This is a genomic window from Komagataeibacter sp. FXV3 (assembly GCF_015155755.1).
Lineage (GTDB): Bacteria > Pseudomonadota > Alphaproteobacteria > Acetobacterales > Acetobacteraceae > Komagataeibacter.
Genome location: NZ_VWPI01000099.1, coordinates 28,767 through 43,949 on the forward strand (window position 1 = coordinate 28,767; position 15,183 = coordinate 43,949).

Below are 15,183 nucleotides of genomic sequence, written 5' to 3' on the forward strand. Positions count from 1 at the left end.
TTAGGGATATGCCAAGCCACGTGCATTCCTGATAGTAAGGAATGCAACACGTCCGGCATGGCCGCCATGTCCGGCCGCCGTGCCGCATGATATGATCCAAGACCAGTGAAGGTGCTGCCTTATGGCCGAAAGTGCAAATCCCGCCTCTTCCCTCTCACCGGACATGCCGGCTGCCATCGGCAATACGCCCCTGATCCGCCTGCGACGGGCATCGGAGGCAACGGGCTGCGATATCTACGGCAAGGCGGAATTCATGAATCCCGGTGGCTCGGTCAAGGACCGCGCGGCCCTTGCCATCATCAACGACGCCGAACGCCGGGGCACGCTGAAGCCCGGCGGCACGATTGTCGAAGGAACGGCGGGCAATACCGGCATCGGGCTGACGCTGGTGGCCAATGCGCGCGGCTACCGCTCGGTCATCGTGATGCCCGAGACGCAGAGCCGGGAAAAAATCGACTTCCTGAGCATGATCGGCGCCGACCTGCGCCTGGTCCCCGCCAAGCCGTTCCGTGATCCGGGCAACTACGTCCATGTCTCGCGCCGCCTGGCGGAGGAAACCGGCGGCGTCTGGGCCAACCAGTTCGACAATACCGCCAACCGCGAAGGCCATCGCCACACCACCGCCCCCGAAATCTGGGACCAGATGGGTGGCCGGATCGATGCCTTCACCTGCTCGTGCGGGACGGGCGGCACGCTGGCCGGTGTCACGCTGGGGCTGGAGGACTGCGCGAAAAAGGCCGATGTCGCACGGCCGCGCGTCGTGCTGGCCGACCCGGAGGGGTCGGGCCTGTATGGCTGGGTCAAGTCGGGCGACCTGTCGGTCAGCGGGTCATCCATTACCGAAGGCATCGGGCAGTCGCGGGTGACGGGCAACCTGGAGGGCCTGCACTTTGATGACGCCGTACGCATTCCCGACCCGGAAGCGCTGGAACAGATCTATGAACTGCTGATCCATGAAGGGCTGTCGGTCGGTGGCTCGGCGGGCATCAACATCGCCGCCGCCATCCGCGTGGCCCGCGCCATGGGGCCGGGACACCGCATTGTCACCATCCTGTGCGATGGGGGGGCACGGTACCAGTCCAAGCTGTTCAACCCCGAATTCCTGCGCGCCAAGGACCTGCCAGTTCCCAGCTGGCTGGCCTGAGGGTTCGCACCGGACAGGGCGGGAATTGCTACGGATTGAAACATCTGATGTTCCCGCCTTTCTTGTGATGTAGGATCACGACATGAGCCCGCTGCCGCATATCCTGATCATTGATGATGACCGCGAGATCCGTGACCTGCTGGCACGATTCCTCGAACGCAACGAACTGCGCGTCACCACCGCGCGTGATGGCCACGAGGCGCGCCGCCGCTGGGCCGAAGGGCATTACCAGTTGGTGATCCTCGACCTCATGCTGCCCGGCGAAAGCGGGCTGGACATCTCGCGCTGGCTGCGCACGCAGGCCAATGTGCCCATCGTCATGCTGACCGCCATGGGCGACGATACCGACCGGATCATCGGCCTTGAACTCGGGGCCGATGACTACGTGCCCAAACCGTTCAACCCGCGCGAACTGCTGGCCCGTATCCGCGCCGTGCTGCGCCGGGCATCCGACACCCCCGACCCCCGCAGCGTACCGGTGCTGCATACGCTGCGCTTTGCCGGGTGGGAACTGGATACCGGGCGGCGGCGGCTGCTCAACCCCGATGGGGTGGAAGTGCCGTTGACGGGCGGGGAATACGACCTGCTTCTGGCCCTGCTGGAACGGGCCAACCGCGTCATGACCCGTGACATGCTGTTTGACCTGCTGCGCGGGCGGCAGGCCGGTCCGTTTGACCGGGCGATCGACGTGGCCATAAGCCGCCTGCGCCGCAAGCTGGAAGATAACGGGCGCAACGCGCAGCTTATCAAGACGGTGCGCGGGGGTGGATATGTGCTTGCATCGGAAGTCGAGCGTCACTGAACCGCCCGCAATGCCCCATTTTCCCCGGCAGTCCTTCCTTTCCGCCCCTGTTCCCGATGAAAACGCAGCGCCCCGCTGGGGGCAGCGCCTGCGCAGGCGGCTGCTACCACAGTCACTGGCGGCACGGACCACCCTGCTGCTGATTGGCGGGCTGGGGGTCATACAGATCATCGGCCTGACCATCCATGCGATGGACCGGTTCGATTTTGACCAGCGCATGATCTACGAGCGCACGCGCAGCAAGATGTTCAGCTACTACCGCGCGATCGTGGAAACCGCGCCATCGGACCGTGACAGGGAACTGGCCGCCCTGCCCCTGCCCGAAAACGTGCATATTACCCTGACCCCCGGCCCCGAGCCGGACATGATCAACGCCCGTGCGCTTCCGCGTCCACCGGGCCGTCCCGGTGAATGGAATGGCCACAGGCCCGACGACATGGGGGCCATACCCTTTTTCGGTCCATGGGGCGGCGGCGGGCCGCACGACCACAGGGATGGTCCTGATGGTCCCGACGGTCCGGGTGGACCGCACGGACCGGGCGGGCCCCATGGTTTCGGTCCGGAAAATGACGGGGGCATGGGGCCCCTGCCGCCCTCGATGCGGCCCGAGCAGGTCCTGGTTTCCCCCACGTCTGGGCGCAGGCGGGCCGTGGCCTTCCTGCTGCCGGACGAGCGGCGCTGGGTCACCATCCACTACATCCTGCCTCAGCCCAGCCTGTTCCGCTCACCCACCTTTCCCATCGCCTTCCTCATCATGACCTTTACGGGCGGCCTGCTGATCCTGTGGGGCGTGCGCCGGCTGATCGCGCCGGTCAGCACGCTTGCCGCCGCAGCCGAGGAACTGGGCCGCAACATGAATGCCCCCCCCATGCCCGAGGATGGCCCGCGCGAAGTGGCCCGCGCCGCCCATGCCTTCAACACCATGGCGCACCGCATCCGCCGTTACCTGATGGACCGCACGCTCATGCTGACCGCGATCGGACATGACCTGCGCACGCCCATCACGCGGCTGAAGCTGCGGGCCGAATTCATTGAAGACGATGAAATGCGCGCCAAGATGCTCAACGACCTTGATGAGCTTGAGGCCATGGTCGCCGCCACCCTGGCCTTTGGCCGCGATGCCTCGCAACGCGAACCGATGGGACAGGTCAACCTGACCGCCATGCTGCAGACCATCGCGGATGAGGCCGCCGAAACCCATATCGATGCGGCAGACCGAATCGTGTTCGTATCGGAAAACATGCCCGATGTGCTGGTGCGCGCGCGTCCCATGGCGCTCAAGCGTGCGCTGAACAACCTTGTGACCAATGCGGTGAAATATGGTGAGGGGGCAAGGATAACCCTGCTTCATCCCGTCAAGGGGAATGGGGAGGACGCGGAGGAATACAAGGTCACCATCCTGATCGAGGATGAAGGCCCCGGCCTGCCGACCGAAGACCTGGAACGCATGTTCGACCCCTTTGTCCGCGCCGAACAGAGTCGCAACCGCGAAACGGGGGGAACGGGGCTGGGACTGTCGATTTCGCGCAACATCATATGGGGGCTGGGTGGTGACATCCGTCTGGGCAACCGGCAGCCGCACGGATTGCGTGTGACAGTCACACTTGTCTGCTAAGGTCCGATTCCCGTACGGACAATTCAGGATATAACGTTCAATGCCGGACAGAACACACCGCTATCAGGTCTCGCTTCTATGGACCGGAAACGGCGGAAATGACGGGGCTTCCCGGCAGGCCCATCATCGTGATTACGAACTGCACTGCACGGGGCGACCGGTCATTGACGGTTCCGCCTCACCCGCGTTTCGCGGGGATCCCCAGAAATGGAACCCCGAAAAGCTGCTGCTGGGCGCCCTGTGCGCCGACCATCAGCTGTGGTTCATCCACCTGTGCACCGCCATGGGAATCGGCATCCTTTCCTATGCTGATCATGCCGAAGCCATGCTGGATGAATATGAGGACGGATCCTTTGCCATTACGCAGGTCATCCTGCGTCCGCATGCCGCCCTGTCCACCCCCCATGAAATACAGCAGGTGATCGACCTGCATCAGGACGCCGCCATGCGCAGCTGCATCGCACGCTCGGTCAGCTTCCCGGTATTGTGTGAGCCCCGCGTCACCAGCGCGCAATAAGTCCTTGCCGCAGGCCGGGTGGAATGGCATTGCCCGATAATGCTTGATCGCCTGTATGCCCGCATCATCGCCCTGGCCGCCAGCCGACATGCCGTCATGTGGCTGGCTGTCATCGCCTTTGCCGAGGCCAGCGTCTTTCCGCTGCCGCCCGATATCATGCTGGTGCCGATGGTGCTGGCCTGCCGGGCCCGTGCCTTCCGCCTTGCGGCCATCTGCACCGCCGCCAGCCTGTGCGGGGCGGTACTGGGATGGGTGATCGGGTCATTCCTGCTGGAATACCTCGCGATGCCCATTGTGCGATTCTATCATGCACAGAACACATTGCTTACCCTGCAGGAACGTTTCCGCGAATGGGGAGTGTGGATCATCCTCATCAAGGGGCTGACACCTATCCCCTTCAAATTCGTCACCATCGCCAGCGGGGCAGCCCATCTTTCCCTTGCTCCGTTCCTGCTGGCCTGCGCGGTGACGCGTGGGGCGCGGTTCTTCCTGCTGGCAGCGCTGCTGCGCCGGTTTGGCGCGCCGATCCAGGCCTTCATCGAACGTCGCCTGCCGCTGGTGGCAGGGATATTCGCGCTGGCTCTGGTGGGGGGTATCGTGGCGCTGAAATACATATGACGCGCAGGCTGCCGCCCTGCGCTGCCCGCGTGGCGGTGTTCGGGTCTGCCGCGGCGTGATATGACGGACCTATCGTGATCTGAACCCGCGCGGCCTGCACCAGCCGCGCGGCCTATATTCCAACGGGTGGGGAACATATTCATGCCGCAGCAGGTTGCCGTCATTACCGGAGCGGGCGCAGGTATCGGCCGCGCCACAGCACGCACGCTGGGCCGCGCGGGGTGCGATGTCGCCCTTCTGGGCCGTAACCGCGACCGGCTGAATGATGCGGCGGCCGAACTGCGTGAACTCAATGTGCGCACCCATATCGTCTGCGTCGATGTGGCCGACGCGAAGGCCGTTGAGCAGGCTGCCGAGGAAATCGAAGAAACGCTGGGCGCCATCACCCTGTGGATCAACTGTGCCGGCGCCAGCGTGACCGGGCAGGTCGCGGCCCTTGATGCCGATGAAATCCGGCGCGCGACCGAAGTGACCTACCTTGGCACCGTCAACGGCACACGATCCGCACTGGCGCGCATGCGCCGGCGCGGGCATGGCACGATCGTCAACCTTGACCGTCTGGCCAGCCTGCGTCCGCCACCGCTGCAAGCGGTGGAAAACGGGGCGCGTGCTGCTGTACGCGCCTTTTCCGAAAGCATCCGCCCCGAAATCCTGCATGATGGGGACCGCATCCATATCGCACTGGTCCACCTGCCCTCCATCAACACGCCGCGCTTTTCATGGACCCGCAACCATACCGGCAAGCGCCTGAAGCCGATGGGACCGGTATACGAACCCGAAATCGCTGCCGAAGCGATCTGCCGCGCCGCCTTCGGCCGTGAACGTGACATCTGGGTCGGCCTGTCTGGTGTGCGCAACTGGATGCTGGCCACCTTCCTGCCCGGCCTGTCGGACCGCTGGCTGTCGGGCAAGGGGTATGCGAAGCAGATGGAAAAGACCCCGGTCGCGGGTAATGAACCCGATGACCTGTATGAAACCGTTCCGGGGGCCTATGCCGCCCATGGCCGGTTTGACATGATTACCCGCAAGGGCATGCCCCTGCTGCTGACCAGCCGCCATGCGCAACTGGCCACCGTGACCGGACTTATGGCTATCGTGCTGCTGGCGCTGCGCCGCAGGCGGGACTGAGGCAGACACTGGGATTGCTGGTAAAAAATAACAAAAGTTTTTGGTGAAGTTTTTCCAAAAAGCTTCAAGGAACGCCGCCTTTTTGGAAAAAGGCGGCATCCAGGAACTTTTATGATTTACGGGATATTTCACCTGCCACTGTCAATATCAGGCAGGTTCCTGAAACAGTTCAGCAACGATCACGCAGGCAGCGAATCGGCACGGGGTTCCAGCCGTATCCCCGTGCGGCACAGATCGCCTGCCCAGACCCACCATTTGCCCTGACGCACCGCAGGCGCGGCTGCCCGTGCCACCTCCGGGCTGTCGAACAGGGCGAAGCAGGTCGCACCTGATCCGCTCATCCGCGCAAGGCGACAGCCGGGGGCCGCACGCAGGGCATCCAGCACGCTCGTGATTTCAGGACAGATGGCACAGGCCGCATCCTGCAGGTCATTGGTCTGTGCCGACAGGTCACGCACCATGTCCGCCAGTGTATGCCACTGCGCGGGCAGGTCGGCACGTGGTGTAAAGCCGGGCGCACGTGATCTGAACACCTGCGGGGTGGAAACGCTCTGTCCGCAATTGACCAGCATCATGCCACAGGCGGGCAGCATGGGCGCAGGGGTCAGTTCTTCCCCGATTCCCTCCATGCGGGCCGGCAGCTGGTCCAGGCAGACCGGCACATCAGCCCCCAGACGGGTCGCCAGCACCATGAGGTCCGTGCGAGAAATGGACAGGCCCCATGCCTTAAGCAGCAGGCGCAGCGCCGCCGCCGCATCGGCCGATCCCCCACCGATGCCTGATGCCACGGGCAGTTCCTTGCGCAGCACGATGTCCACATCCGGCAGGTGACGCGTCGCATCCACCCCCACATGCGTGCGCAGCAGCGCACCCGCGCGTACGATCAGGTTATCGGCGCAGTCATCCTGCAGGCCCGGAGCGAACGTTCCCTCGATCCGCAGGCCCACATGGCCACCACGTCCGGCCCCCTGTTCCAGCCGCATTTCATCAGCGGCACCCGCAAACACGGCCAGGCTGTCCAGCAGGTGATAGCCGTCATCGCGCCGTCCCGTGACATGCAGGTACAGGTTGATCTTTGCATGGGCCAGTTCGCGTAGCGGGGACATCAGTGATGGGTTCCATTTGCCTGTGAAGGGGAAGATGCGGGCTGGACCGCAGGCCGGAGGTCAGCCGGAAGCGCCACGCCGGGATGGGCCGCATTGGCCTGCCATGCCTTGGCATAGGCCAGGGCCGCCATAATCTTGCGCCGGTCCATGGGGTCGGGCTGGAACTGGATGGCGTTCTGCCATTCATTCACCGCTTCCAGCCTGCGGCCCGCCATCCAGTATGCAACGCCCAGATGATAATTGATGGCCGGGTCCTGTGGCATCTGCTCGGCGGACTGTTCCAGCAGCGGCAGGCCTTCGCTCACATGGCCAAGCCGCATGAGCACCCAGCCCACGCTGTCGCGGATCTGGTTGTCGGACGGAGCCAGCGCCAGCGCACGCCGCAGGTAGGTTTCCGCCTGTGCGGGATCCCCGCCATGTTCGACCATGGAATATCCAAGGTAGTTCAGCAGTTCGGCTTCATTGGGGGAAAGCTGGAGGGCATGCTGCAGTAGCACGCGCGCCTGTGGCCAGTGGTTCTGGCGTTCCTGTGCTATGGCCTGCCCGAACAGCAGCCGCCAGTCATCGCCTTCCAGCTGGTGCGGTGTCAGGGCCACGGCACGCTGGTAGGCATCCAGCGCTTCGGCCCATTTCTGCTGGTCCAGCAGCGCATCGCCAAGGCTGGACCACAGCATGCGGTCATCAGGCGCCTGCCGCAACAGGTCACGCAGTTCCTGCGCCGCCTGCTCCTTATGCCCCATCACGACATCAAGGTCGGCCTGTTCGGTCCGGTAGACCGGCAGCAGCGGGTCGTCCGCCGGTGCGCCATCCAGCGCCTCACGCGCCTGCCGGTCCTGCTTGCGCAGATGCAGCATGGAAGACAGCAGCAGCCGGGCTTCCGAATCCGCCGGGTCCAGCATCAGCGCCATGCGCAGCATCATCTGTTCGGTGCCGCGCAGGGTGCCGATTTCCATTGCCATGTCAGGTGACTGGTGATCGTCATCCGGACCGTCATGCGTATAGAGCTGCTGGTCGATCAGCAGGGCGACCAGCCCGTATGCCTGCGCCAGTCCCTGCGTTGCATGGGTCACCACCGGGCGCTGGATCATGGCCATGATATTGGCGCGCGCCGCCTCCAGCACCGGCATGCCCGCGATACGCTGGTTGACCAGCGACTGCGCATCGGCCACATGCCCCTGCGTTACCAGCCACCGCGCCATGACCAGCGAGGTGAACAGATCGCCGCCCGTCATGCTGCCGGCCTGCCGGAACAGGGTATCCGCCCGCATCTTCTGGCCCGACAGCTGGGCCACCAGGGCGGCATGGAGGGTATAGTATCCCCCCAGCGTACGATCCTGCCGGGCTGTATCAAGGGCGGCCAGCGCTTCATCCGTCCGGCCCGCGCCCTGCAACGCCCATGCGCGCAGCAGCGGGCGCAGCAGGGTCATGAGCTGGTCCCCGGGCGCGCTCTGGTAGCTTGCCAGCGCCTCGTCCCATTTTCCCGCAAGGGCCGCGGCATTGCCCAGCACCAGCGCGGACATGACGCCGGGTGTCTGGCTACGCGCCAGGGTTGCGGCCTCCGGCCGGCCGGCCAGAATGCTGTAATAAAACGCACGCTCACTGAACAGGTGGTATGTGGGAGCCAGCCGCGCCGCATTGCCAAAGGCCTGGGCCGCGCTGGCGTTATCACCCTCACTGGCGGCGACGCTGCCGACCAGCAGGTTGGTGGCCAGGTCCTGCTGCCCCGCATGGATAATGGCTTCAGCCGGGGTTGCGGCATGTATTTCGCGGTTGGGAATCCCGGCGATGAGCGGTACAACAAGGGAGGCCACGACCATGCGTGACAGACGAGGTAAGAGCATGACGCCAGAATCTACCGCGTGCGGCGTCCGCTGCCAAACCCCGCGCATGGGGGCAGGACGGCGCGTGCGTGCGTTGCCTGTGCGGGATATATCCATCCGATGACTGATTCCCTGTCCCTGTTGCGCCTGTATGTCGAATGGGGCGCTGATGACGCGCTGGATCCCCACCCACATGACCGGCTGGCGCTGACGCCCACGATACACGACCACTCCCGGCCAACACAGCCCCCCCCCATACAGCCAGATGCGGGGAATGGACATAGAAAACACCGACCGGCGCCGCCCCCCCCACGCGGGTCCGCCACCCTGATCGACCAGGCAGCGGCCATGACGCGGGAGGTTGCGCAGGCGGCGCGCACGCTGGCGGAACTGCACGCCGCCATCCGCGATTTCGGAGAATGCAGCCTGCGCGATACCGCGACCAGCAGCGTATTTGTGGAAGGACCGCAGGGCGCCCCGCTCATGCTGATCGGCGAGGCCCCTGATGCGGATGAGGATCGCGGCGGCCACCCCTTCGCGGGGGAAAGCGGGGCGCTGGTCAGCACCATGTTCGCCAGTATCGGCATTGACCAGGCCAGCCTGCTGCGCGCGCCGGTCATTCCGTGGCGACCGCCCGGCGGCAGGCCGCCCTCCGTCGCCGAAACACGGATCTGCCTGCCCTTCATCCAGCGCGCGATCGTGCTGGCGCGCCCCGCACGCGTGGTTCTTATGGGCAACCTGCCGGTATCGGTCCTGCTGGACCAGCGCACCACGGCGGCACGCATGCGTGGCCGCTGGCGTGACCTGCCCCTGCCTGCCGAAAGTGCGGACAAGGGTGCAACCCCGCCCACGCTACAGGCGTTGCCCATGCGTCATCCACTGCAGCTACGCGCCAGCGCCACGGCCCGCCGTGATGCATGGAAAGACATGCTTCTGATACGTGAAGCAATCGGAAACATTCCTTCAAAATCATAAAGGGTATTAACATAATCATGCCCGGCATTAGCTTGGGGCAAGGCTGTTATTCATTCTAGCTCAAGTGTATGTTTTTTACTGTTTACATATAGTTCCTGCATCTGTTCTGAAAACTTATTTACCTTCCCGTAATACGATATCTATTGCTTTCCATTCGCGCAGGGCTTACATCCGGCTCCGCTATGCGAGGGACAATCAATACCCCCCATCACGCGGTGACGGCCTTTCTGGCTGGCGCCGCATTTCTGGCAGGGGCTGCGTTCGCGCCGCTTCGTGCCCAAACAGTGGAAGCCGGAAGGGCGGATCAGGATCCTACCCCCCACGGCGACCATAACGAGGAAACGGCACTTGCCCTTCCGCGCCTGCCCACGCATGGCAGCGCCGGGCTGCCGCGTCCCCTCACGCCCGATGACGTAAGCCGCATCCGCCGGGTGTTCCGGCTTCAGGCTGATGGCAAGTTCGATGCAGCCATCCATGAAACGGCCGCGATCCACGATGATACCCTGCTGGGTGATATCCTGGCCGCGCGTTATCTCAATCCCGCCTATCACGCCAGTCCGGGACAGCTGCGGCTGTGGCTGCGCACGTTCTCGGGCCTGGCTGATTCGCCGGCAATTTATTCCCTGCTGTCCTCCATGCCCAACAGGGGCGGCCCCCTGCCGCCAGCGCCTGCCCATAACGCGCTGGACAGCAGCCATCCGCCCCAGCATATCCACCTGCCGGAGGAGGATGACCCCTCTCTCCGCGTTTTTACCCGCAGCAGCCTGCTGGACCACGCGGTACGCGAACGCGCCGCGCAGGGGGTGAAGGGGGCACGCAGCGCCCTGCACCTGATTGCGGTGACGCCGGGCATAAACGACCTGTATGCCGCGCACCTGCAGGCGGAAATCGCCATGACCCTGTTCAGCGCCGGTGAAAACCGGCAGGCCATGTCGATTGCACGCAACGCCTTTGAACATTCTGGCCAACGGCTGGGTCTGGCGGGTTATGTGGCCGGTCTGGCCGCATGGCGGCAGGGACGGCCCGACATGGCCGAACCCTTGTTCGAGGCCGCATCGCGCGCCAGCCTGACACCGGGCAGCATTCGCGCCGGCGCCGCCTACTGGGCCGCACGTGCCCATCAGGCAACGGGGGACGTGGCGGCCTATCACCCATGGCTGCACCGCGCGGCCGCTGCCCCGCATACATTCTATGGCCTGCTGGCGTCACAGATCCTTGGCCTGCGCACCCCGACCCCGAAATCCGTCCATAGGCCTGACACGATCGGCCCGAATGCAGCCATGACGCTGGCGGCAGAACAGCAGACCATCCATGCAGGCAACCGTGTACTGGGTGAAATCGATATCGAGGCCGTGGCCGCCACACCGGCGGGCCGCCGTGCCTTTGCCCTGCTGCAGGTTGGCGAACGTGACCGGGCGGAAGCCACCCTGCGCCGCATGTGGCCCGATATCCAGAACGATGCCGCCCTGTGCCGTTCCACCCAGATGGTGGCCGACGCCATGAACATGAAGGACCTGTCGGCCCAGATGCTCATGCTGATCGATACGAACGAGAGTGAACACAGCACCCACGACTCCCGCTTCCCCCTGCCGCCGCTACAGCCGCAGCATGGTTTCCGCATGGACCCGGCGCTGGTCTATGCGCTGACGCGGCTGGAATCCAATTTCGACACCACCGTCGTTTCCGGGGCAGGCGCGCGTGGCCTCATGCAGCTCATGCCCGTGACGGCCGCTTTCATTACGCACGACAAGGACCGTTCCAACCGCCGTTCCGTAGACCTGCACGACCCTGCGACCAACCTCGATATCGGACAGCGCTATGTGCTGTACCTGGCCCAGCGCTCCACACAGACCGGCGGGACGCATGCCCCCCCGGGCGGCGACATGATCCGCATGCTGGCCAGCTATAATGCCGGGCCATCCGCCATTTCGCGTCATAACGCCACGATGGACGACGGGGAAGATCCCCTGATGTATATCGAAAGCCTGCCCAATGCCGAGACACGTGATTATGTCCGCCGGGCTTTCACCTATCTGTGGATCTATGCCGACAAGCTGGGCGTCCAGACGCCTTCGCTGGAAACACTGGCCCGCAATGAGTGGCCGGGTTTCGATGCGGAAATCGCCATGGCGAGCCATACTGGCCACACCATTCATTAACGGATCTTCCGCACCCATTTGCAAAAGGGGCGCCCCATTGCTGGGGACGCCCCTTTTTTGAAAAAAGGCGGCATCCGAAAACTTTTACTTTGTTTGGTTCTCAGTTTTCCGCCAGCAGCTGCCGGCTGGCCTGCACGCGCACGACGCGACGGCCTTCCATTTCCAGCACCTCGAACAGCCAACCGGAAAACACAACCTTGTCCCCCCTGGCTGGCACGCGCCGCAGCAGGGCCAGTATCAATCCGGCAAGGGTGTGATAGCTGCCTTCGGCGGGCAGGTCGGACAGGCCAAGCCGGTCCTTGACCTCATCAGCGGGCATGGACCCGTCAAGCACCAGCACATTGTCATGGGCCAGACGCTGGGGCGGGGTGTTGCCCGGTTCATGCTGTTCACCCACGATGGCACCGAACAGGTCGGATGAGGTCACGATTCCCTCAAATGATCCATATTCATCCAGCACCAGCGCAAGACCCAGCGAGGACGCCCGCATGCGTTCCAGCATGTCAAAGGCCGACAGCGTATCGGGCACCGAGATGGGGTGACGCAGCCCGATCTCGACCGACGGACTTTTACCGTCCAGAAACCGGTCCAGCATATCCTTGGCCAGAATCACGCCCACCGGGTTGTCCACGCCCCCTTCACACACCACGATGCGCGAATAGGTGGTCGAACGCAGCACCTGCAGCAGTTGCGCGCGCGGCACGTGCCGTTCCACCCAGCACAGTTCATTACGTGGGGTCATGATGGCGCGAACGGGCCGTTCAGCCAGGCGCAGCAGGCGTTCGATCATGTCACGCTCCTCCTGCTCCAGCACCCCGGCCTGCGCCCCTTCGGCAATATAGGCGCGCAGTTCCTCGACCGAGACGGACTGCCGGATCGCGCCACCTATCCCCATAAGCTTCAGCACCAGTTCGGATGACCGTCCCAGCAGCCACACGATGGGCCGCGTCAGCCATGCCATCCATTCCAGCAGCAGGGACAGGCGGGCCGCGATCTGTTCGGGCTGGCGCAGCGCGATCTGCTTGGGCACCAGTTCCCCCAGCACCAGCATGACGGCGGTAATGCCGCTGACCACCAGGAACATGGCCAGTTCATCGGCAATCGAGCGCAGGGCGGGAATATGGGCCAGCCAGCGGCTGACGCCAGCCTCGATGCTGTTGCCGCCAAAAGTGCCTTCCAGAATCGAGACAAGGGTCATGCCGATCTGGACGGTGGGCAGGAAACTCTGCGGGTCACCGGCCAGTTTCAGGGCGCGGTCCGCCCCCTTGATACCGTCACGCGCAAGAATGGCCAGCCGCGCCCGGCGGGCGGAAATCAGGGCCAGTTCGCCCATGGCAAAAAGCCCGTTGAGCAGAACGAGGCATAATATGACAATCAGTGAGACAACCATGATCCCGCGATCCTACAGCATAATCACGCACACGGGCACACCACGCACATGCCTGAAAATACCCACATAAAAGAAAAAGGCGGGACATATGCCCCGCCTTTCCCAAACGCAATACATGGAATGCGTGATCAGTCTGCCGCGTCGGCCGTTTCAGCCGGGGCCGCCACCTTGTTCACGCGCGGCGGGGCCGCGGGCTTCTTGCGGGCGGCAAGTTCCTCCATCTTGGCGTCAACGTGCTGGGTAAACACGTATTCGGCCGGACGCTGGTTGGCCAGCGAGATTTCGGGCGCCATCGGCTTTTCCGTCTCGGGTCCGAACAGGGCGACCTTGGCAATGTGCCAGGGCCTGCGCACAGCATCCATAACGGCGGTCGATTCGTAACCGGAATGCACCATGCAGTCGGCGCATTTTTCGTAATTGCCGGTGCCGTATGCATCCCAGTCGGTATCGGCCATAAGCTCTTCAAAGCTCTTGGCATAGCCTTCACCCAGCAGGTAGCACGGGCGCTGCCAGCCAAAGACGTTACGCAGCGGCTTGCCCCACGGGGTGCAGTGGTACTGTTCGTTACCAGCCAGGAAGTTCAGGAACAGCGGCGACTGCGTGAAACGCCACTTCTTGCCCTTGCCCAGACGGAAAATGTCACGGAACAGCTGCTTCGTCTTGTGACGGTTCAGGAAGTGTTCCTGATCCGGCGCGCGCTCATAGGCATAGCCCGGCGCGGTCATGATGCCATCAACGCCCATCGCCATCACTTCGTCAAAGAAGGCGGCGACGCGCTTGGGATCAGCGCCATCGAACAGGGTGCAGTTGATCGACACGCGGAAACCACGGGCCTTCGCCTTCTTGATGGCGGCGACCGCGCGTTCGTACACGCCGTCCTGGCACACCGATGCGTCATGCATCGCCGGATCACCATCCAGATGCACATCCCATGAGAAGAAGGGATTCGGCTCGTAATCATCCATCTTCTTTTCCAGAAGAAGGGCGTTCGTGCACAGATAGACGTACTTCTTGCGCGCGATCAGGCCACGGATGATATCGGGCATTTCCTTGTGCAGCAGCGGCTCACCACCAGCCACGGCAATGACCGGCGCACCGGCCTCGGTATCCGCATCCAGGCATTCCTGCAGGGTCATGCGCTGGTTCAGGATCTGGGCGGGATAGTCGATCTTGCCACACCCGGCGCATGCCAGGTTACAGCGGAACAAGGGCTCGAGCATAAGCACGAGCGGATAACGTTTGCGCCGCGTGACATGCTGCTTGACAACATAGGCGCCGACGCGGACTGCCTGCATAATAGGAACGGCCATGAAACCTCTGCTCCTGCACCGGCCCAACGCCGGTCTCATATTTCAAGTCTGGTAGGGCGGATATGGTCACATCCCCCTACGAGAAAACAAGCCCAACATCACCCAGCCGTGCATTTAAAGCATGCCGAGGTTGCGGACTTGTACGACACATGAAGCCTTTCGCGAGGGTATAGGACAGAAACCATCCTGTATTCAATTGCTATCAGCTTTGGTGTGGCCAATTAACAACAGTCATAGAATTAGAGACTGTATTTACAGGCTTAACCGGAGTAACACATCGCGATTACGCTACGGTCGCCATGGTTTTCGTGCCATGAGCCGCCATTCATCGCCGCCGGAGCAGCCTGTTGCCGGCCCCGATCCCGGGACCGACAGGCCAAACCGAAACCCGGGTTGGTTCCTCCCCTGAACATGGGGCAAGAGCCAACGCAGAACAATGGACGCGAACATCATGGATCAGACCAAGCCCGCGATTCCGACCCTTGGGCGCTACCCCCAGCTTGACCGGGTGCGCGCGCCGCATGACATGCGCAACCTTTCGGTGGAACAGCTGAAGCAGCTGGCGGAGGAACTGCGGTCCGAGACGATCGATGCCGTGT

The 15,183-nt window shown here is 63.5% G+C and carries 13 protein-coding genes; 9 read left to right on the forward strand and 4 right to left on the reverse strand.

Translation table 11 applies throughout. The features are described 5' to 3' along the window. Nucleotides 1-121: 121 nt before the first annotated feature. The 6 genes from F1542_RS09505 to F1542_RS09530 all read left to right on the forward strand — a co-directional run bounded on the left by F1542_RS09505 (nt 122) and on the right by F1542_RS09530 (nt 5,824). Complete coding sequence (locus tag F1542_RS09505) at nt 122-1,144, forward strand: cysteine synthase A (RefSeq protein ID WP_193732826.1); 1,023 nt, start codon at nt 122-124, stop codon at nt 1,142-1,144. A gap of 82 nt (nt 1,145-1,226) precedes the next feature. Further along, a complete protein-coding gene (locus F1542_RS09510) occupies nt 1,227-1,946 on the forward strand; it encodes a response regulator (protein ID WP_193732827.1) in 720 nt (239 codons plus the stop codon). Between the two features lie 10 nt (nt 1,947-1,956). Then, on the forward strand, nt 1,957-3,561 hold the full coding sequence (locus tag F1542_RS09515) for an ATP-binding protein (protein WP_193732828.1): 1,605 nt from the start codon (nt 1,957-1,959) through the stop codon (nt 3,559-3,561). Between the two features lie 40 nt (nt 3,562-3,601). Beyond that, nucleotides 3,602-4,078, forward strand: a complete 477-nt coding sequence (locus tag F1542_RS09520; RefSeq protein ID WP_193732829.1) for an OsmC family protein — start codon at nt 3,602-3,604, stop codon at nt 4,076-4,078. Between the two features lie 39 nt (nt 4,079-4,117). Then, entirely contained in the window at nt 4,118-4,696 is a 579-nt protein-coding gene (locus F1542_RS09525) for a YqaA family protein (protein ID WP_193732830.1), read from the forward strand. A 141-nt stretch (nt 4,697-4,837) separates the two neighbouring features. Next, nucleotides 4,838-5,824 carry an SDR family oxidoreductase gene (locus F1542_RS09530; RefSeq protein WP_193732831.1) on the forward strand — a complete coding sequence of 329 codons (987 nt, stop codon included), beginning with the start codon at nt 4,838-4,840 and terminating at the stop codon, nt 5,822-5,824. 179 nt (nt 5,825-6,003) lie between these two features. Here F1542_RS09530 and F1542_RS09535 read toward each other — a convergent pair whose 3' ends face one another. Both F1542_RS09535 and F1542_RS09540 read right to left on the reverse strand, forming a co-directional pair. After that, a complete protein-coding gene (locus tag F1542_RS09535; protein ID WP_193732832.1) occupies nt 6,004-6,930 on the reverse strand; it encodes a 4-(cytidine 5'-diphospho)-2-C-methyl-D-erythritol kinase in 927 nt (308 codons plus the stop codon). Beyond that, complete coding sequence (locus F1542_RS09540) at nt 6,930-8,747, reverse strand: tetratricopeptide repeat protein (protein WP_193732840.1); 1,818 nt, start codon at nt 8,745-8,747, stop codon at nt 6,930-6,932. Before F1542_RS09540 ends, F1542_RS09535 begins: the two co-directional genes overlap by 1 nt. 42 nt (nt 8,748-8,789) lie before the next feature. Between F1542_RS09540 and F1542_RS09545 the strand changes: the two genes are divergently transcribed. Next, entirely contained in the window at nt 8,790-9,725 is a 936-nt protein-coding gene (locus tag F1542_RS09545; protein WP_193732833.1) for a uracil-DNA glycosylase, read from the forward strand. Between the two features lie 182 nt (nt 9,726-9,907). Continuing rightward, nucleotides 9,908-11,884, forward strand: coding sequence for a lytic transglycosylase domain-containing protein (locus tag F1542_RS09550; protein WP_193732834.1), 1,977 nt, complete (start codon nt 9,908-9,910; stop codon nt 11,882-11,884). 100 nt (nt 11,885-11,984) lie between these two features. On the opposite strand, the gene F1542_RS09555 is transcribed toward F1542_RS09550, so the two are convergent. Together F1542_RS09555 and hpnH are read right to left on the reverse strand one after the other, a co-directional pair. After that, nucleotides 11,985-13,274: a hemolysin family protein gene (locus F1542_RS09555; RefSeq protein ID WP_193732835.1), complete on the reverse strand. Its 1,290-nt coding sequence runs from the start codon at nt 13,272-13,274 to the stop codon at nt 11,985-11,987. A 128-nt stretch (nt 13,275-13,402) separates the two neighbouring features. Beyond that, a complete protein-coding gene (gene hpnH / locus F1542_RS09560; RefSeq protein ID WP_193732836.1) occupies nt 13,403-14,584 on the reverse strand; it encodes an adenosyl-hopene transferase HpnH in 1,182 nt (393 codons plus the stop codon). 451 nt (nt 14,585-15,035) lie between these two features. Here hpnH and F1542_RS17410 point away from each other — a divergent pair. Further along, on the forward strand, nt 15,036-15,183 hold a 148-nt coding region (locus F1542_RS17410; protein ID WP_193732837.1), incomplete at its 3' end, for a 1-deoxy-D-xylulose-5-phosphate synthase N-terminal domain-containing protein.